At 71.6% G+C, this 19,328-nt stretch carries 13 protein-coding genes; 11 read left to right on the forward strand and 2 right to left on the reverse strand.

The features are described 5' to 3' along the window. Positions 1-181: 181 nt before the first annotated feature. A complete protein-coding gene (locus tag ABZY12_RS24810; RefSeq protein ID WP_356893894.1) occupies positions 182-1,567 on the forward strand; it encodes a serine hydrolase domain-containing protein in 1,386 nt (461 codons plus the stop codon). Positions 1,568-1,801: 234 nt separating this feature from the next. Here ABZY12_RS24810 and ABZY12_RS24815 read toward each other — a convergent pair whose 3' ends face one another. Beyond that, positions 1,802-2,722, reverse strand: a complete 921-nt coding sequence (locus ABZY12_RS24815; protein ID WP_356893896.1) for a PfkB family carbohydrate kinase — start codon at positions 2,720-2,722, stop codon at positions 1,802-1,804. Between the two features lie 201 nt (positions 2,723-2,923). Between ABZY12_RS24815 and ABZY12_RS24820 the strand changes: the two genes are divergently transcribed. The 7 genes from ABZY12_RS24820 to ABZY12_RS24850 all read left to right on the forward strand — a co-directional run bounded on the left by ABZY12_RS24820 (position 2,924) and on the right by ABZY12_RS24850 (position 13,440). Further along, complete coding sequence (locus tag ABZY12_RS24820) at positions 2,924-4,021, forward strand: chemotaxis protein (protein WP_356893898.1); 1,098 nt, start codon at positions 2,924-2,926, stop codon at positions 4,019-4,021. A 60-nt stretch (positions 4,022-4,081) separates the two neighbouring features. Continuing rightward, positions 4,082-6,253 (forward strand): hypothetical protein, encoded by a 2,172-nt coding sequence (locus ABZY12_RS24825; protein ID WP_356893900.1) that lies wholly within the window; start codon positions 4,082-4,084, stop codon positions 6,251-6,253. A 69-nt stretch (positions 6,254-6,322) separates the two neighbouring features. Beyond that, complete coding sequence (locus ABZY12_RS24830; RefSeq protein WP_356893902.1) at positions 6,323-7,261, forward strand: universal stress protein; 939 nt, start codon at positions 6,323-6,325, stop codon at positions 7,259-7,261. Between the two features lie 143 nt (positions 7,262-7,404). Next, positions 7,405-8,529 carry an aminotransferase class I/II-fold pyridoxal phosphate-dependent enzyme gene (locus tag ABZY12_RS24835; protein ID WP_356893904.1) on the forward strand — a complete coding sequence of 375 codons (1,125 nt, stop codon included), beginning with the start codon at positions 7,405-7,407 and terminating at the stop codon, positions 8,527-8,529. 221 nt (positions 8,530-8,750) lie between these two features. Further along, entirely contained in the window at positions 8,751-10,103 is a 1,353-nt protein-coding gene (locus tag ABZY12_RS24840; RefSeq protein WP_356893906.1) for a pectate lyase, read from the forward strand. Positions 10,104-10,155: 52 nt separating this feature from the next. After that, a complete protein-coding gene (locus ABZY12_RS24845; protein ID WP_356893908.1) occupies positions 10,156-12,222 on the forward strand; it encodes a pectinesterase family protein in 2,067 nt (688 codons plus the stop codon). Positions 12,223-12,423: 201 nt separating this feature from the next. Continuing rightward, a complete protein-coding gene (locus ABZY12_RS24850; protein WP_356893910.1) occupies positions 12,424-13,440 on the forward strand; it encodes a LacI family DNA-binding transcriptional regulator in 1,017 nt (338 codons plus the stop codon). Here ABZY12_RS24850 and ABZY12_RS24855 read toward each other — a convergent pair. Further along, a complete protein-coding gene (locus ABZY12_RS24855; RefSeq protein WP_356893912.1) occupies positions 13,430-15,757 on the reverse strand; it encodes a glycoside hydrolase N-terminal domain-containing protein in 2,328 nt (775 codons plus the stop codon). The genes ABZY12_RS24850 and ABZY12_RS24855 overlap by 11 nt on opposite strands. A 277-nt stretch (positions 15,758-16,034) precedes the next feature. Between ABZY12_RS24855 and ABZY12_RS24860 the strand changes: the two genes are divergently transcribed. From ABZY12_RS24860 to araD, 3 genes are read left to right on the forward strand one after another with little or no spacing between them, the layout of a single operon-like run. Beyond that, positions 16,035-16,676 carry a GntR family transcriptional regulator gene (locus ABZY12_RS24860; protein ID WP_356893914.1) on the forward strand — a complete coding sequence of 214 codons (642 nt, stop codon included), beginning with the start codon at positions 16,035-16,037 and terminating at the stop codon, positions 16,674-16,676. A gap of 2 nt (positions 16,677-16,678) precedes the next feature. Then, the gene (locus ABZY12_RS24865; protein ID WP_356893916.1) at positions 16,679-17,596 is read left to right on the forward strand and encodes a dihydrodipicolinate synthase family protein; all 918 of its coding nucleotides are present in this window, start codon (positions 16,679-16,681) and stop codon (positions 17,594-17,596) included. Then, positions 17,593-19,314, forward strand: coding sequence for an L-arabinonate dehydratase (araD, locus tag ABZY12_RS24870; protein WP_356893919.1), 1,722 nt, complete (start codon positions 17,593-17,595; stop codon positions 19,312-19,314). Before ABZY12_RS24865 ends, araD begins: the two co-directional genes overlap by 4 nt. The last annotated feature ends 14 nt before the right edge of the window (positions 19,315-19,328 follow it).

Genomic DNA, 19,328 nt, shown 5'->3' on the forward strand with positions numbered 1-19,328 from the left:
GGACGGTCAGTAAAATAGTAATGTGAAATGTTACTGACAAGCCCCACGTCCGAACCTCCTGACAAATGTCATGAACTTCCCCTGCGCGAGATCGTGCCGAGGGAGGAGGCGGGACGTCGGCGACGGACGTGAGGATGGCGAGCGGCGCACACCCGTGCGCCAATCGACAAAGGATGCGTTCATGCCCTTGGCCCACCCCAAGCCCCGCCCCTTACAGCGCCGTTCGCGTGCCCGCTGGGCCGCCGTGGCCCCGGTCGCCGTGCTGGCCCTCTCCTTGGGAGCGTTGCCCGCCCAGGCCGTCCCGGTGGACGCCCGTGCCGCCGCCGGCACGGCGGTCACGTCGTCCGGTGCTCCGGCCCTGGACCGCGAGGCGTTGCGCGCGTCGCTGGACGCCTTCCACAAGGCCGGGATGTACGGCGCCTATTCGGCGGTCCGCGACGGGTCCGCCCAGTGGCACGGCGCCACCGGGTTCGCCGACGTCGACACGGAACGGCCGACCCGCCCCGGCTTCGAGCACCGGATCGGCAGCATCACCAAGACCTTCACCTCCGTCGCCGTCCTCCAGCAGGTCGGCGCCGGGCGCGTCGACCTCGACGCCCCCATCGGCCACTACCTGCCCGACCTCGTTCCCGGCGAACGCGGACAGCAGGTCACCGTACGGATGCTGCTCAACCACACCAGCGGGATCGCCGACTACGTCCTGCCCGCCTTCCCGGGCATCCTGGAGAACCCCGGCAAGGTCCTCGACGAGAACCGGTACCGGCATCTGGCCCCGGAGGAACTGGTCCGGCTGGGACTCGCGGCGCCGCCCGTCGTGGAGCGCGGCACCTACTCCTACTCGAACACCAACTACATCCTGGCCGGCCTGCTCCTGAAGCGGGTCACGGGCCAGGAGCCCGAGGCATACATCACCCGCAACGTCATCCGCAAGGCCGGTCTGCGCCACACCTACTTCCCCCGCTCGGCGTACATCCGGGGGCCGCACGCCAAGATGTACGAGTCGATGTTCGGCCTCATCGATCCGCCGCGCGACTACAGCGTGTACGACATGTCATGGGGCGGCACCGCCGGCGCCATGGTCTCCACGATGAGCGACCTCAACGACTTCTACCGCAAGCTGCTCGGCGGCAAGCTGCTCGGCGCCGCCGAACTGCGCGCCATGAAGACGACGGTCCCCACCTACGAGCCGGAACCGGGCCAGGAGGCGCTGATGCGTTACGGCCTCGGCATCTACACCCTGCGGATGCCGAACGGCGGCTGGTACTGGGGCCACGACGGAGGTGTCTTCGGCGCCGGGACGTGGGCACTGTCCACGGAGGACGGACGCCGACAGGTCGCCATCGGCTACAACCTCATGAAGTACCAGCGCTTCGACGATCAGGGCCGTCCCCTGCCCGACCCGATCACCGACGCCCTGTACCAGTACGTGGACGGCGCCCTGGCCGCCTCCGCCGCGCCTGCCGCGTCGGCGCAGCACCTCGCGCCGCGGGCTCCTCACGCCCTCCCCCTGGTCGACGGATTGATCACCCCGGACCAGCTGCACGGCCGGTCCACGGCCGCGCGCTGAGCATCACGACGCGGGCCCGGCCGATCCGGACGGCGTGAGGACGTCGTCGCCGCGTTCACCGGGCCCCGTCGCTCACCGGGGCTGGAGGGCGTCCGGCGCGACGGCCTGGGCTGCCCGCCGGGTGGACCGCGCACTCGGCTCCCACGGTGCCGTCCGTCGCCGGTGACCGGCGGCAAGAGGTTCGCCGTGCCGCCCGGGCCTCCGGGTTGCACGGCGAACGTCGTGAACGAACGCCTACGAAGCGCCGCCCGCCGCCCGGTCCGCTGCCAGGAGGGCGTCCTCGCCGATGAGGGCGGTCGACCCGGGGGCGGTGCAGGCGTGGGCACCCGCGACCGCCCCCAGGCGGGCGCAGTCGAGCACGTCCCGGCCGGCGAGCCTGCCGTACAGGAAGCCCGAGACGAACGCGTCGCCCGCGCCGTTGGAGTCCACCACCGGGGCGGGCGGGACCGTCGCCGGGATGTGGCGTGGTGTGGAGCCGCCGTCCCGGGTGAGGACGTACGAGCCGTCCGCGCCGGCCGTGGCGACCACCGTCCGGGCGCGGCCCTCGCGCAGGATCTCCCGCATGAGCGCCTCGACGCCGTCCCCGGCTCCCGCAGCGCTGAGGAACACGAGGTCGGAGCGGAGGGCGAATTCCCGGTGGTGGTCGGCCAGCCCGTCCCAGTCGTGCAGGTCGGTGGAGACGGGGACGCCGAGGTCCTCGATGTCGTCGAAGAGGAACCGCGTGAAGTTCATGATCGACAGATGGACATGCCGGGTGCGGCGCAGCCGAGGAAGGTAGAACTCCCTCGGCATCCGCAGGTCGGCCGGGTCGCGGGAGTCGTAGAAGGACATCCGGCGCCCTGTCGCGTCGACCAGATTGACCGCGCGGCGGGTGCCCGCGGGCGAGATCAGCGGGGCGAACTCCACATCGCCCTTGGCCAGTCGCTCCCGCACCAGGGCGCCGATCCAGTCGTCGCCGATCCAGTCGAGCAAGGCCACGCGCAAGCCGAGCGCCCGGGCGCCGAGCGCCACGTTGCCGCCGGTGTGGCCGGCCCACTCCTCGATCGGGCCGACGTGGACCGAGTCCGCGAGCGGGACCGGGAGGGAGTCGACGCGGACGATGGTGTCCACACCGCTGCCGCCGACCACGAGGACGTCGTAAGCGTACTGACGCATGACAATCTTCTGCCTCTCTGCTCCCGCCGTCGCCCAGTATGGCGCCCGGCGACGGCACCCGGCACGCGGCGGCACGGGCCCCTCGGGCGCCGTGAAGTTCTGCCCCACGACAGAATCGGACATAGGGTGCTTTTCATTGACGTGCCGCCGCCCCCGTGGCCGATCCGTGGCGGCCGACCACCTCACGTCGGAAGGGACCCGATGCATCCCGAACTCAGTACCGCCGTCCTCGCACGACTGCGCGAGCCGCGACCGTACCCGGCATTGTCGGTCGTCATGCCCACGCACCGTCGCGAACCGGACAAAGCCCAGGACCCCGTCCGTCTGCGCAATCTCGTCGCCGAGGCCAAGGAGCGCCTCCAGGCCGACCCGGCCGTCACCCGCGAACGCCGCCTCGACGTCATCGGGCAGCTGGACGCGGCCCTCGCCGAGGTCGACCTGGCCCACGCCGGGGACGGCCTGGTCCTCTACGCCGCGCCCGGCGAGCACCACGTGTGGTCACTGGACCGTGCCGCACCGGAGCGCGTCGTCCTCTCGGACACGTTCCTGACCCGCAATCTCATCGCGGCGAGAACGCTCAACCGGCCCTACTGGGTCCTGGTCGTGGCGGCCGACCGGGTGTCCCTGTGGAGCGGCGCCGGCGAGCGGCTGACGGAGAGGCGCGACGACACCTTCCCGGTCACACGAAGCCTGGAGGCCTCGGACGTGGAGCGCGAGGAGCGCGTCGGCGACCTTCCGAGCACGTACCAGGACGAGCGGACACGGCAGTTCCTCCGCGACGCGGACGCGGCGACGGTGCTCGCCCTCGACGCCGACCCCCGGCCGCTCTACGTCGTCGGTGACTCCCCCGCCCTCTCGCTCCTCGCCGACGTGGGGACCGTCGCGAAGCACGCTCTGACCACCGTCACCCACGGCGGCCTGGCCGCGGGACCGGCCGCCGCCGTGCGCGAGGCCGTCGCGCCGGCCGTCGAGGAGCAGGCGCGGCACGAGGTCGCGGCCCTGCTGGGCCAGTTGGACCGGGCGCGCAGCCAGAAGACCTTCGCGGGCGGACTCGACGAGGTCTGGCGCGGTGTGTCCGAGGGCCGCGTGGCGCTGCTGGCCGTGGAGGACACCTTCCAGCTGACCGTGCGCGACCGGGACGACCATCTGGAGCCGGCCGCGGCGGGTGACGTGGACGCGCGCGAGGACATCGTGGACGAGATCGTGGAGCGTGCCCTGAGTTCCGGCGCCCGGGTGCGGTTCGTTCCCGACGGCACCCTCACCGGGGAGGGTCGTATCGCGAGCGTGCTCCGCTACTGAAAGCCCCTTCCCGGCCCCGGGGAACTCGCGTCCGCGACCCGGATGGGTCAGGATGAGGGGATGCGTGCGCCTCCGTGGATGCCGGTCCTACGCGGCGTGGCCTATGTCTGCGCCGTGCTGTGCGTGGTGGTCGTCGCCGCCACGGCGACGGCCCGCAGCACCGTCCTGAACGCCGGTTTCCACCGGGACGTCCTCGCCAGGGAGCGGACGTACGAGCGGCTGTACGACGAGGTGCTCGTCGATCCCGAGCTGACTCCCGTCACCCGTGACCTGCTGGGGCGGCTCCCCGTCGACGAGGCGCTGCTGACGTCCAACCTCAAGACGGTGCTGCCGCCCGAGACCCTGCGCGCGCTCACCGACGAGCAGATCAGACATCTGATCGCGTACCTGCGCGGTGACCGGGACGCGCTGACGCTCTCGGCGGACCTGCGGCCCGTCGTCGAGAACCTGGAGAGCCTCACCCAGACGTACTTCGGTGATCTGGTCGCCTCCCTCCAGGAGCGGCCCGCGCCGGACTTCCCGGCCTTCCTCCGCGAACTCGACGTCTCACTCGAACGGGTGGCCGCCGGCGAACCGCCGCGCGGGCTGCCGAAGCTCTCCCTGACCCCTGATCAGGCGGCCATGGCCGCCGACGCCCTGCTGCGGCTGGTCCCCGAAGGACAGCGGGCCGCGCTGCGCCCTGAGGTCGACGTCGCCCTGCGGGAGGGCGACGTGGCCACGGCCCTCGCCGCCGTGGGGCCCGCCGTCTTCTCCGACCGGACCCGTGAGGCCGTCGAGCGGGTGCGTGCCGCCGCCGACGGTGGCGGCTGGAACATCACGGCCGATCTCGAACGCGGTGACGGCTCTCTCGACACGGTCCACCGGATCCGCGGCGCGACGCACCTCACCCTCGGTGTCGTGGAGCCGCTGGCCGCGGTGCTGGGCGCCGCGGCACTCGCCGCGCTGTGGTTCACCGGACCCGAGTCCCTGGCCCGTCGGCTGCGCCGACTGGGCTGGACCCTGGCGGCGGGCGGTGTCCTCACCGCGCTGTGTGTGGCGGTCGCGGGCCTGGTCACCGGCGGCCGGGTCGTCACTCCCCCGGCGTCCTGGCCGGATTCGCTCGTCCGCCTGGTCGACGACGTGCAGGGAACCGCCCTGGACCGTGTCCTCGCCGGAGCGCTGACCGCCGCGTTCGTCACGCTGGCGGCCGGCGCGGTCGCCCTCGCGCTGGGTGTGGCGGCTCAGCGGCGCTCGGTGCTCGAGGTGGCGCGTCGCGCGTCGGTCTGGTCCGCGGCCGGGGTGACGGGCGTGGCGCTCAGCGGTGTGGCCCTCGTCCCGCTCGTGTTCGCCGGAGGCGGTGCGCGGGTCTGCCAGGGCAGCGAACGGCTGTGCGCCCTGCGGTACGACGAGGTCGCCCAGCTCACCTCGCACAACGCCATGTCGACGACCGCGGACCGGTTCATCGGCCCGCTCCAGGACCCGGACATCGTCGGTCAGCTCAACGCGGGCGTACGGGCGCTGCAGATCGACACGTACCGCTGGGAGAGGCCCGAGGAGGTGACCGCCCGGCTGGAGGAGTCGGACTTCCCGCCGGAGACACGGCGGCGGATCACCGATGCCGTGGCCCGCTTCAATCCGCCGAGACCCGGCCTGTGGCTGTGTCACTCCGTCTGCCGGGCGGGGGCGGTGGAGCTGGTGCCGACGCTGCGGGAGATCGGGGACTGGTTGCGCGGCCATCCCACCGAGGTCGTCACCCTCATCGTCCAGGACGCCGTCAGCGGCGCGGACACCGAGGCGGCCTTCCGCGCGGCGGGGCTCGAGGACCTGCTGCACACCCCGCAGCGGGATCCGTCCCGCCCCTGGCCCACGCTCGGTGAGATGACGGACTCCGGACGCCGTCTCGTCGTCTTCGCCGAGACGGCCGACGGGCCCGCGCCGTGGTACCGCAATTTCTACGCGTACGCCATGGAGACGCCGTACGCCTTCCGCAGCCCCGGGGAGATGTCCTGCCTGCCGCACCGCGGGGGCGGGGACAAACGGCTGTTCCTGCTCAACCACTTCGTCACGATCGACGGGGGAAGCCGGCTGGACGCGGCGCGGGTGAACGCACGCGCCAGCATCGTCGACCGGGCGCGCGCCTGTGAACGCGCGCGCGGCAGACCGGTCACCTTCGTGGCCGTCGACTACGTCACCATCGGCGAGGCCCGGTCCGCCGTGGACGCGCTCAACGCCGAGCGGGCCGAGAGGTCTTGAGCGGGAGTTCCGCGGTGCTGTCGGCGTGGCGGTGCGGCACGGTTCTCTCGGCGGGGAAATGATCCCGATATGAGCGAGAAGTCTGTCATCGTCGGTGTGGACGGTTCGGAGCACAGTCTGAGGGCGCTGGCATGGGCGCTGAGCACCGCCCGGGGGCTCGGCGCCCCTCTGGTGGTCGCCCATGTGCGCTCCGAGGCGCTCCAGCTGGGGGCCGCTCGCATCGCTTCGATGGGGGAGGCTCCCGAGATCCCCGACTCCGTCCTCGACGGCATCCGTTCCTGGATCGAGGAGCGGACGAAGGCGCCAGGCGGGGACGGGGACGTTTCCGTACGGTACGAGTCCCTGGACGGCGCCGTGACCGACGCGCTCCTCGACCTGGCCCGGTCCGGCCGGCTCCTGGTGGTCGGCTCGCGCGGGCGCGGCGGCTTCGCGAGCCTGCTGCTCGGTTCCACCAGCCGCGCGCTGGCGTCCGCGGCACTCTGCCCGGTCGTCGTCGTCCCGCACGAGGCCCGCACCCTCTCCCTGGAGAGCGGCGCGGAGGCGGGCCGGGTCCTGGTCGGGCTGCATCCCGACGAGAGCTCCGACGAGGTGCTCGACTTCGCCTTCGGGGCGGCCCGGCAGCGGGGCGTGACACTCGAAGCGGTGACCGCCTACCGGTTGCCCCCCTCGCCCGTGATGCTGATCGGCCCGCCGGCCCCCGCCCTGCAGGTGCCGCCCCCGCTGCCCGTGGAGGAGCTCCCCGAGCTCGTGCGTGACACGGTCCGCCGGCAGGAGGAGCGGTTGCGACCTTTCACCGAGCGGTTTCCCGACGTCGAGGTCGCGCCCTCCGTCGTCCCGTCGGACGCGGCGGGGCGGCTCGTCGAGGGGTCGCGGAGCGCGGGTCTCGTCGTCGTGGGGCGTCATCGCAGGCACCGGGTGGAGTCCCTGTTGATGGGCTCCGTCGCCCACGCCGTTCTGCATCACGCGCACTGTCCGGTGGCGGTCGTCCCTCCGGCGCCGTCACGCTGATGGCGAGAACTCGCCATCGCATGCACGGAGTCGCCGTCCCGCTCCGGTGAACTGGGTACGTTCGAGCCCCGGCGTTCCCGATCTTGAGGAGTGTGGACGTGCCGCCCGAGTCCGCCCGTTGTCCGGTGTCCACGGACGACCCTGTGTTCTCGTTCATCGACCGTGAGCAGGACCTGGCCGAGCGGACCGGGCATCCGCCGGTCCCGCTCGATGTCGACGACTGCGATCTGCCGACTCCCCCGCACGTCGTCGAGGCGATGCGGAGGGCGGAGAGGGAGCCCGCCCTGCACCGCCATCCGCTCCATCAGGGCGCCTCGCTCCTGCGGGAGGCGGCGAGCGGGTTCCTGGCCCGCCGCTTCGGGGTCGCGACCGACCCGGAGACCGAGGTCCTGGTGACGCCGGGCGGCCGAGAGTCCATGGCCCATCTGGCGCTCGCTCGTCTGGACTGGGACGACGTGGTGCTCGTACCGGATCCGGCCCCTCCGTCGTACGCGACCTGGGCGAGGTTCTGCGGGGCGGAGGTGGTGCGGGTTCCGTTGCGCGAGGAGAACGGATTCCTGCCGGATCTGGACGCCATCCCGGCGGACGTGGCCCGTCGGGCCAAGCTGTTCTGGATCTGTTACCCCCACGACCCCACCGGCGCGGTGGCGCCGCGTGCGTTCTACGACGAGCTGGTCCGGTTCGCGCTGCGCCACGACATCCTGGTGGCGTCCGACGCGGCCTACAGCGAGATCTACTACGACACCGAGCCTCCGCCGTCCTTTCTGGAATCTCCCGGGGCGATGGCGTGCGGGATCGAGTTCCACTCGCTCTCCAAGGCGTACAACATTCCGGGGGCGGGGGTCGGATTCGCGGCCGGTGATCCGCAGGCCGTCGGTGCCCTGCGGGCCGTCAAGACGCATATGGATCCCGGTACGTTCGGCGCGGTCCAGCATGCCGCGATGGCGGCGTTCACCGACACCACGGGATACCCGGACCGACTCCGGGCCACCTTCCGCGCGCGCGTGAAGCTGCTGTGCGACGGCCTGGAGGAGGCCGGCCTGGAGGTGCTGCGCCCCCGCGCGACCTTCCACACCCTCGTCCGCACGCCCGCGGGCACGACGAGCGAGCGGTTCGCCGACGAGCTCCTCCGCAGGGCGGGGGTGTCCTCCGTGCCGGGGACCGGCTTCGGGCCGGGCGGGGAGGGATACGTACGTCTCACGGTGTGCGCGGACACCGAGCGACTGACGGAGGCGGTACGGAGGATCAAAGCGGCGCGCCTCGTCTGACCGTTCGGCCGGACGGCGGTGGCCCTGGGCGGCCCGCCACGCCATGACCGTACACATATGTGTTCGACGTTCACTCAACAGGTAGAAGGAGACGCGCGCCTGACGCTCTGCCGACCGCCGAATCCCGCCAACAACCGGTTTTTGTTAGAGGCGTTGACTAATCCCTCTGCCGATCGTACGTTCAGCGCGTTGAACACAGTCTGGTGGACTGAGAGGGACGCATGAGCCAGATTCGCCGCGCCTCGCGCCTCACCGTCACGCTCGGCCTGCTCGCGGTCTTGAGCGTGCCCGCCATCGCCGAGGGGCATGGCTCCGTCCGGCACAGCGGCGGGGACCCGGGCGAGGGCATCGGCCGGGACATCAGCCGTGAGACCCTGCCGGCCGACGACGGCTGGGCCGCCGCCGACGGCGGCACCACGGGAGGAGCCGCCGCGGACGACGCCCATGTCTTCACCGTCCGCGACCGCGCCGGGCTCGCCCGCGCGCTCGACGGCGGCAGCGACACCCCGAAGATCATCCGGATCGTCGGCACGATCGACGCCAACACCGACGACCGGGGTAACCGCCTGGACTGCGCCGACTACGCCACCGACGGCTACGACCTGAAGAAGTACCTGTCCGCCTACGACCCCCGCACGTGGGGCTCCGCCAAGCCCTCCGGCCCGCAGGAGACGGCGCGTCAGGCGTCGGCTCGGCGCCAGGCCGAACGCGTCGAGCTGCCGGTGGGCTCGAACACCACACTCGTCGGCGTCGGCGCGAGGGCGGTGCTGAAGGGTGCGGGCCTGAAGGTGGACAACGCCGAGAACGTCATCATCCGGAATCTCGAACTGCGCGACGCCTACGACTGCTTCCCCGTCTGGCAGCCCAACACCGGCGGGCTCGGGGACTGGAAGGCGGCGTACGACAACCTGTGGCTGCGTGGGGCGCGCCATGTGTGGATCGACCACGTCACCGCGTCCGACGCCGGCCATCCCGACGCGGACGAGCCGACGTACTTCGGCCGGAACTTCCTGCGGCACGACGGGCTCCTGGACATCACCAACGGTTCCGATCTCGTCACCGTGTCCTGGAGCCGGTTCGCCGACCACGACAAGGCGATGCTCATCGGCAACGGCGACACGGCCGTCTCGGACCGCGGGAAGCTGCGTGTCACGCTCCACCACAACGAGTTCGACTCGATCGTGCAGCGCGCCCCGCGCGTCCGCTTCGGGCAGGTCCACCTCTACAACAACCGCTACGTCGTGCCGCCCGACGCGCACGACTACCGCTACTCGCTCGGCGTCTCCACCGAGTCCGCCGTGTACGCGGAGAACAACGCGTTCACCACACCGGGCCATGTGGAGGCCGCGGACCTGGTCAAGAGCTGGAACGGCACCGCGCTGCACGCGACGGGCACCCTCTTCAACGGTTTCCCCGTCGACCTGCTCGCGATCAACAACAGCTACAACTCCGGCAGCGAACGCGATCTCACGCCGGACGTCGGCTGGATCCCCACGCTGCACGGACCGGTCGACAGCGCCCGCGAGGCCGATCGTGCCGTGGCACGCGGCGCGGGCGCCGGCAAGGCCCTCTGAGCAGGGCACCCATCGGACAGAAGTCGCCTGCGGAACTGTGGAGAGCACTGTGATGCTGTACGTCAGAAACCGCCGCCGCCGCGGCGTCCGGGCCCTGGTGGCCGCGAGCCTCCTGATCGGCGGCCTCACGGCCGCGACCCCGGCCACCGCCGAAGAGGCCGGCACCGGGGACGCCTCGGCCACCACCGCCAGGGACACCACGGCCACCGCCGCCGGAGCCACCGCCACCGAGGAAGCCGGCACGGCCGCCGCCACGCCGTGGGCCGACACCGCCCACGGCTTCGCGTCTCTCGCCGGAGGGACGACGGGCGGTGCCGGCGGAAAGGTCGTCACCGTCACCGACCAGGCGTCGCTGAAGCGGTACGCGAGCGCCCCCGAGCCATATGTCATCCGGGTCGAGGGAGCCGTCTCCGTCGATCCGTTCGGCTCCGACATCGACGTGACCTCGAACAAGACGATCATCGGGGTCGGCGCGACGGGTGAGATCGTCCACGGCGAACTGCATCTCGCGCCCGGCACCAGCAACGTCATCATCCGCAACCTCACCATCCGCGACTCCTACGTGGAGGGCGACTGGGACGGCAAGACGAACGACTTCGACGCGATCCAGATGGACGGCGTCGACCACGTCTGGATCGACCACAACCGCCTCACCCACATGGGCGACGGCCTGATCGATCTGCGCAAGGACAGCCAGTACATCACCGTCTCGTACAACCGCTTCGAGAACCACAACAAGGCGTTCGGCATCGGCTGGACCGGCAACCTCACGACGCAGGTCACCATCGATCACAACTGGTTCTCCGGCACCAAGCAGCGCAACCCGTCCGCCGACAACTGCGCCTACGCCCACCTCTACAACAACTACCTGTCGGCGCTGGTGGACGACGGCGACCCCGTCTGGTCGTACGGGAACTACTCCCGCGGCAGGACCCGGATGGTCATCGAGAACGGCTACTACGAGAACGTCCAGCACCCCTACCAGGCCGACGCCACGGCCGAACTGGTCCAGCGCGGCTCCATCCTGAAGAACACCCGGGGCCGCCACGACACGTGGGGGGCCGCCTTCGAGCCCCGGGACTTCTACCCCTACCGTCTCGATCCGGCCGCCGCCGTGCCCGCGCTGGTACGGAAGTTCTCCGGACCGCAGAAGACCCTCGGTGTGAACACCGTGCTCGACGTGCCCGGCACGTACCCGACCGTCCAAGCGGCGGTCGACGCGGTGCCGACGGGCAACGACGGACGGATCACCGTACGTCTCGCGCCGGGAACGTACCGCGAGAAGGTACGGGTGGGCCGTGACCGTGACCACGTGTCCTTCGTCGGTACCGGGCGGACACGCTCGGACACGGTCGTCGTCTTCGACACCCCCGCCGGCGAGCCCAAGCCGGGCGGCGGCACCCAGGGCTCCTGGGGCAGCGCCACCGTCGTGATCGAGGGCGACGACTTCAGCGCCCGTAACCTCACCTTCGCCAACGACTTCGACGAGGCCGCCGTCGAGATCAACGGCGAGCAGGCTCTCGCGGTGAAGACCACCGGCGACAGGCTGCTCTTCGAGAACACCGCGTTCCTGGGAAACCAGGACACGCTGATGGTCGACACCCCCCAGCTGACCGTGCGCAGTCGCGTCTACATCAGGGACTCCTTCCTCGAGGGCGATGTCGACTTCCTCTACGGACGCGCCACCGCCGTCGTGGAACGCTCCCTCATCAAGGCGCTGAGCCGTGGGTCGGCCACCAACAACGGTTACATCACCGCCGCTTCGACGTGGAACGGCAACCCGTACGGGTTTCTGATCACCGGCTCGAAGATCGTCAGCGACGCGCCCGCCGGCTCCTTCCACCTCGGCCGCCCCTGGCACCCGGGAGGCGAACCGAACGCCGTCGGGCAGGTGCTGATCCGCGAGACGGAACTGCCCGCCGCGATCAAGACGTCGCCGTGGACGGACATGAGCGGCTTCTCCTGGAGGGACGCCCGTTTCGCCGAGTACCGCAACACCGGGCCGGGAGCCGTGGTCACCCCCGACCGGCCGCAGATGAGTGATTCCGAAGCGGCCGCGCACACCGTCGCCGCCTATCTGGCCGGTTCCGACGGCTGGGCTCCGCACCGAACGCGCTGACTCAGCTCTCCCCCAGCCGTTTGGCTACTTGCCGCCCACCCATCGGTTTCGCTACCCCATCGAAGCGCTTCGACCTCAGGATCTGAGCCTCTGGACACGCCGTAACCGCCGGGTTACCGTCTCACTGGTCTGCTGTGCAGGGGATCACAGCAGTAGTCGTCGAAGCGATTCACCCCCTTTCACAGGCTGCCGGGAGTGCGGATGGTCACCCTTGCCGAGGTCGCCCGGCACGCCGGAGTCTCCGCCAGCACCGTGAGCTACGTCCTGAGCGGCAAGCGGTCCATCTCGGCCGCGACCCGGCAGCGGGTCCTCGACAGCATCGAGCGGCTGGGCTACCAGCCCCACGCCGGTGCCCGCGCGCTGGCCAGCAGCCGGTCCCGCGTCATCGCCCTCATGGTGCCGCTGCGGACCGACATGTACGTCCCCGTGATGATGGAGATCGCGGTCGCCGTCGCCACCACCGCGCGGACACACGGGTACGACGTGCTCCTGCTGACCGGCGAGGAGGGCCCGTCCGCCATGCGTCGGGTGATGGGCAGCGGACTCGCCGAGGCGACGATCCTGATGGACGTCCAGCTCGACGACGAGCGCCTCCCCCTGCTGCGGACGAGCGGCCGGCCCTCGGTGCTCCTCGGACTGCCGGCCGACCCGTCGGGGCTGAGCTGCGTCGATCTGGACTTCGCGGCGGCCGGTGCGCTGTGCGTGGACCATCTGGCGGACCTGGGGCACCGCCAGGTCGCCGTCATCGGTGAGTCCCCCGGCGTCTACGCCCGGCACACGGGCTTCGCCGAGCGGACTCTGCAGGGGCTGCGCGCCGGCGCCGCCGCCCGCGGACTCGACCTGCTCCACCGGCCGTGCGAAGGGGGTTACGACACCCTCGCCGGCACCCTCGCCCGCATCTTCGACGAACGTCCCGGCACCACCGGCTTCGTGGTCCAGAACGAGTCCGCCGTCGAGTCGCTGCTCACGCTGCTCCGCCGGACCGGCCGGGCCGTGCCCGAGGACGTGTCGGTGGTCGCGGTCTGCCCCGAACAGCTCGCGGCCCAGGCGTCCGTCCGCCTCACCTCCGTGGCGATTCCCGCGCAGGAGCTGGGGCGGCGGGCCGTGGAACGTCTGGTCGCCCAGTTGGACGGCGCCGGTGACGACGGGGTCGAGCTCCTCACGCCCGTACTGACGGCACGTGACAGCTCCGGCCCCGCACCCCGGCTCAGGCGCTGAGGACACGCTTCCGGCCCGCGCGGAGGTCGAGCGGGTCGGAGGCTCCCTCGGGGGTCCGCAGCTCGACGCGCACCGTCCGCGTGGGATGGACGACCGCCGTGTACGTCCCCGGGGCCCAGGTCAGGTCGACCCGCGCACCGAACCGGGTCCTGACGCCGGTCAGCCGCCCGGCCGGGCAGGCGGCGGGAGGCGCGGGGAGCAGGACGAGGCGCTCGGGCGTCGACTGCACCAGGGCCTCGATCAGCAGCGCGGGCAGCGCGTGGGCGGCGTCCGCGTTGTAGACGTCACGGCCCGGGTAGTGGGCGCTCATCAGCGAGTCGTGGAAGTAGTCGCCCGAGAGCACTCTGCCGAGGGACCCCTGCACACGCGCGGCGTCCCGCAACCGGGCGGCGATCAGGCCGTGGTGGAGGTGCCCGTGGGCCGATTCGTTCTCACTCCCGCGCAGTTCGAGGGCGCGCGCCGCGGCGCGGGCGAGAGCCGGGGTGTCGTACGGATTGATCTCCTCCAGCGGCCAGACGGCGTAGAGGTGGCTCAGGTGCCGGTGGTCGTAACGGTCGTCGAGCCCGGGCCAGGCCCATTCGGCGAGCGCCCCGTCGTCGTTGACGCGGTAGGGCGGCAGACGCTCCGCGAGGGCGCGCAGGCGTGCCGCCCGGGGGTCGGGGACCCGGGCGGCGGCGGCGAGGAGGGCGTGCCGGGCGGCGGTGATGTCCATCGTGGCGTTGACCGCGCCCCAGCTCGCGTTCGCGGGGCGGTTCTCGGGCGAGTAGGAGGGGACGACGACGAGGTGGCCGTCCGGGCCCGTGCGGGTCAGGAAGTCCTGGTAGAAGTCGGCCACTTCGGTGAGGACGCGGGTCAGCCACGGCCGTCTCGCTCCGGCGGCCTCCTCTTCGTCGAGGAGCGGCTTGAGAAGCCAGTCGGCACCGGCCGTCCACAGATGGAGGGGGTACTCACGGCTGAAGTGGTACGAGTGTCCGCTCTCGCCGTCGGTGTGGGAGGGCGCCACGATGCCACGGGCGCCGAAGATGGCGCGGGCGTTGTCGCGCCAGTCCGCCAACTGCCCGTCGACCAGTGCCTTCTGGGCTTCCGTGGCCTCGGGGAGGTCGGCGGCGACCGCCGAGGCCGTCTGCAGATTGAGGTTGGCGTTGGTGGTGAACGCGCCGGACCAGGCGGTGGCCCAGTCACCGGACCACAGGCCGGTCAGGCGTGGCGGGAGCATGCCGGAGGAGGACAGCAGGTGATAGCGGCCCGCGGCGAAGAGGCGTTCCAGGAGCGCGGGGCTGCTCGGCCGGCGCAGCAGTTCCGAACCGGGGAGGGCACGCTCGGCCGGGTCGGCTCGCAGGTCGAGGCTGACGCGCTGGTAGGCGGGGGTGTGCAGGTCGGTGTGGCGGGCGAGCAGCCGGGCCCAGGCGCCGCCGGGGTCGAGGGCCGGGGCCAGGGCCGGGGCAGGGGCCGGGGCAGGGGCCGGGACTCCACCGACGCCCACGTCGCCGTCCGCGCCGTCCGCGCCGTCGCCCTCAGCACCGTCGCCCTCCGCGCCGTCGCCGTCCGCGTGCTGCCGGAGCAGGGTGCGCAGGGCCTCGGCCTCCCGGGTGAGGTCGAGTTCGCCGGCGTGACGGCGTACACGGGTGAGGGTCAGGAGGTCCCGGGCGCCCTCGATCCGTACGCCTGACGCGGTGATGGAGACACGACCGCCCGACGTGAGGAGCAGGACGACTCCCGTGTATCCGCGCGCGCTTCCGGGGTAGCGGGCCCGCAGAGCGAGCACGGTGTCGTGCTCGGTCAGGGTCGCGACACGGCCGATCCCCAGGTCGGCGGGGACGCCGGGGAGCCGGTGGTCGAGACCGAACTCGACCACCTGGCCGGGGTGGGTCACGTACTGGGCGACGACGTCGTCGGCGCGCGAGACGACGACCTGGCCGCGTCGGCGGCCCCGCTCGGTGCGAACGACCCCCGTGGTGAAGTCGACGCTCCGGCGGACATCGGGGGCGGCACGTCCGTCCGGCACGCGCGTCAGCCGTGTCTGGAAGGCGGGATGGAAGGGCCGCACCCAGCGCAAGGGGCGTCCGTCCGTGAGCCCTTCGGCCGCCGTCCGGTCCCCGGCGAGCAGCCGGTCCCGGACGTCGGCCAGTGCGGCGGCGAGCTCCGGCGGCCGTGCGTCCCGGGGGTCGCCGTTCGGCCGGACGAGCGTGTGGTGCGTGATGACCACCCGGTCGTCGTCCGGGTCGCCGAAGACCATGGCACCGTGTCTGCCGTTGCCGGAGAGGAAGGCGTCCTCCCAGCGCCGGGCGGCCCCCCGCTCCCATGTTCCGTGGATCACTCCGTCACTCCGGCTCCTCGACGAGCGGGTCGCGCGCGATGCCCTATAAGTTATGACAGAAAACAAATCCCGTGACCAGGCCCGGCCGTGACATTTCCCCCCGGTCGGCAACAGCTGCGCGGCAACCGCTCCGGGACACCCGCGCAGCCGTCGCAGCAAGCGCTTTCTAAAAGTCCTGCGCGAAGCATTGACGAAACATGAACGCCCCCCTAGCTTCATCGCATTGCACTTCGTACGTCATATATGAGACGCGATACATGAGATCTGAGAGTGCGTCATGGCCTTCGCCCCCAGCCCGATCCCGTCCCGCACCCAGTTCGTACTGGAGGCGATCAAACACGACATCCTGACCGGCGGCCTCAGACCCGGCCAGGCCCTGGTGGAGACCGAACTCGCCGCCCGCTTCGGGGTGTCGAAGACCCCGGTGCGCGAGGCGCTCAAGACGCTCGCCGGCAGCGGTCTCGTGGTGATGAGCCAGTACAAGGGGGCCACCGTCCGGATGGTCGACGCCGACATGGCCCGCGAGGTCTACGACGTACGGCTGCTCCTCGAACCGGAGGCGGTGCGCCGTACGGTCGCCACGCGCGCTCCGCTCGACGCGGCCCAGGACGCGCTGCACCGTGCCGCCACCGCCCAGGACCCCGCCGAACGCTCCCTGGCCAACCGGGACTTCCACCGTGCGCTCTACCTGCCCTGCGGCAATCCGCTGCTCGGCCGGATGCTCGACGAGGTCCGCGACCAGGCCGCCCTGGTCTCCACCGTCGCCTGGGCCGCCGTGCCCTCCTGGGAACGCGAGGCCGCCGAGCACGAGGAGATCCTGCGTCTGGCCGCCGCCGGCGACATCGCCGGGGCGGGCCGGGCCGTACACGACCACATCGCCTCCTTCGTCGAGCGCGCCTTCCCCCAGGACAGCGAGTGACCATGACGTTCGACACCCTGACGTTCGAGCCCCTGAAGGCGGCGCTCGCCGATGTCGTGGCCATCCCCGTCACCCCTTTCACCGCACAGGGTGACCTCGACACCGACGCGCACCGCGTGCTGCTGCGCCGACTCCTCGACGGGGGCGTGCGCACCCTCACCCCGAACGGCAACACCGGCGAGTTCTACGCCCTGACGCCCGAAGAGCGGCGTCTGGTCACCGAGTTGACCATCGAGGAGGCCGGTGACCGGGCCACGGTCCTGGTCGGTGTCGGCCACGACGTGCCCACGGCGGTCGAGGCCGCCCGGCACGCCCGCGACGCCGGCGCGCAGATGCTGATGGTGCATCAGCCGGTACATCCGTACGTCTCCGAGGCCGGCTGGGTCGACTACCACCGGGCCATCGCCGAGACGGTGCCCGGGCTCGGCATCGTCCCCTATATCCGCAACCCCCTGCTGAGCGGCGCCAGGCTCGCCGAGCTGGCCGACGCCTGCCCCAACGTGATCGGCGTGAAGTACGCCGTCCCGGACGCGGCCAGGTTCGCCGGCTTCGCGCGGGACGCCGGGCTCGACCGCTTCGTGTGGGTGGCGGGGCTCGCCGAGCCCTACGCCCCCTCCTACTTCGCGAGCGGCGCCACGGGCTTCACCTCTGGGCTCGTCAACGTCTCCCCCACCGTCTCGCTGGAGATGCTGAACTCCCTGCGGGCGGGCGACTACCCCGCCGCGATGAAGGTGTGGGAGCAGATCCGCCGGTTCGAGGAGCTGCGTGCCGCCAACGGCAGCGCCGACAACGTCACGGTCGTGAAGGAGGCTCTCGCCTCGCTCGGGCTGTGCCGCCGCGACATCCGGCCGCCGAGCCGAGAGCTGCCCGAGTCCGCGCGTGCCGAGGTCGCCGCGATAGCCGCCGGGTGGCCGGTGTGAACCGGCGCCCCGAGGAGCTGCGCAGCCACCAGTGGTACGGCACGGACGGTCTGCGCTCCTTCAGTCACCGCGCCCGTACGCGCCAGCTCGGCTACCTCCCCGAAGAGCACCTCGGCAAGCCGGTCGTCGCGATCCTCAACACCTGGTCCGACATCAACCCCTGCCACGTCCATCTGCGCGACCGCGCGCAGGCCGTGAAGCGCGGTGTGTGGCAGGCGGGTGGATTTCCGCTGGAGTTCCCGGTCTCCACCCTCTCGGAGACGTTCCAGAAGCCGACCCCCATGCTCTACCGCAATCTGCTCGCGATGGAGACCGAGGAGCTGCTGCGCTCCTACCCGGTCGACGGGGCGGTGCTGCTCGGCGGCTGTGACAAGTCGACCCCGGCGCTGCTGATGGGCGCCGCCTCGGTGGATCTGCCGACGGTCTTCGTGCCCGCCGGGCCGATGCTGCCGGGACACTGGCGGGGCGAGACCCTTGGTTCGGGTACGGACATGTGGAAGTACTGGGACGACAAACGGGCGGGTCTGATCGGTGACTGCGAGATGGCCGAGCTGGAGAACGGTCTCGCCCGGTCGCCGGGCCACTGCATGACGATGGGGACGGCCTCCACGCTCACCGCGGCCGCCGAGACTCTGGGGGTGACGGTGCCGGGCGCGTCGTCGATCCCGGCGGTCGACTCGGGTCACGACCGGATGGCCGCGGCCTCCGGGATGCGGATCGTCGAGCTCGTACGACAGGACCTGCGACTGTCACGGATCCTGACCCGCGAGGCGTACGAGGACGCGGTCGCCGCCGTCCTCGCGCTCGGCGGCTCGACGAACGCCGTGATCCATCTGATCGCCATGGCCGGCCGCTCGGGGGTGCGGCTGACCTTGGACGACTTCGACCGCATCGCCCGGACCGTTCCCGTGCTGGCCGATCTCCGCCCCGGCGGGCAGTACCTGATGGAGGACTTCCACTTCGCGGGCGGTCTTCCCGGTTTCCTCTCGCGCCTGACCGATCTGCTGCACCTCGACCGGCCGACGGTCTCCCACGCCACGCTGCGCGCGCAGCTGGCCGGGGCGCTGGTGCACGACGACGAGGTGATCCGGCCGCGCGAACGGCCGCTCGCGGCCGAGGGTGGCGTGGCGGTGCTGCGGGGCAACCTCTGCCCGGACGGCGCGGTGATCAAGCACATCGCCGCCGAGCCGCACCTGTTGAAGCACACCGGTCCCGCGGTGGTCTTCGACGACTACCGCACCATGCAGCGCACCATCGACGACCCCGCGCTCGGGATCACGGCGGACCATGTGCTGGTGCTGCGGAACGCGGGCCCCAAGGGAGGGCCGGGGATGCCGGAGTACGGGATGCTGCCGATCCCCCGGCATCTCCTGGAGCAGGGTGTTCGGGACATGGTCCGGATCTCCGACGCACGGATGAGCGGCACGAGTTACGGCACCTGCGTCCTGCACGTCGCTCCCGAGTCGTACGTCGGCGGGCCGCTGGCCCTGGTCCGCACGGGGGACACGATCACCCTCGACGTCGAGGCCCGCTCCCTTCATCTGCATGTGTCCGAGGAGGAGTTGGCGCGCCGGAGGGAGGAGTGGACACCGCCGCCGGTCCGCTACGAACGGGGCTACGGAGCGCTGTACAGCGAGCAGATCACCCAGGCCGACACGGGTTGCGACTTCGAGTTCCTGGCGAGGCCGGGAACGACGCCGGACCCGTACGCGGGCTGATCCGGCCGCGGTCA

The organism is Streptomyces sp. NPDC006551, assembly GCF_040611675.1.
Lineage (GTDB): Bacteria > Actinomycetota > Actinomycetes > Streptomycetales > Streptomycetaceae > Streptomyces.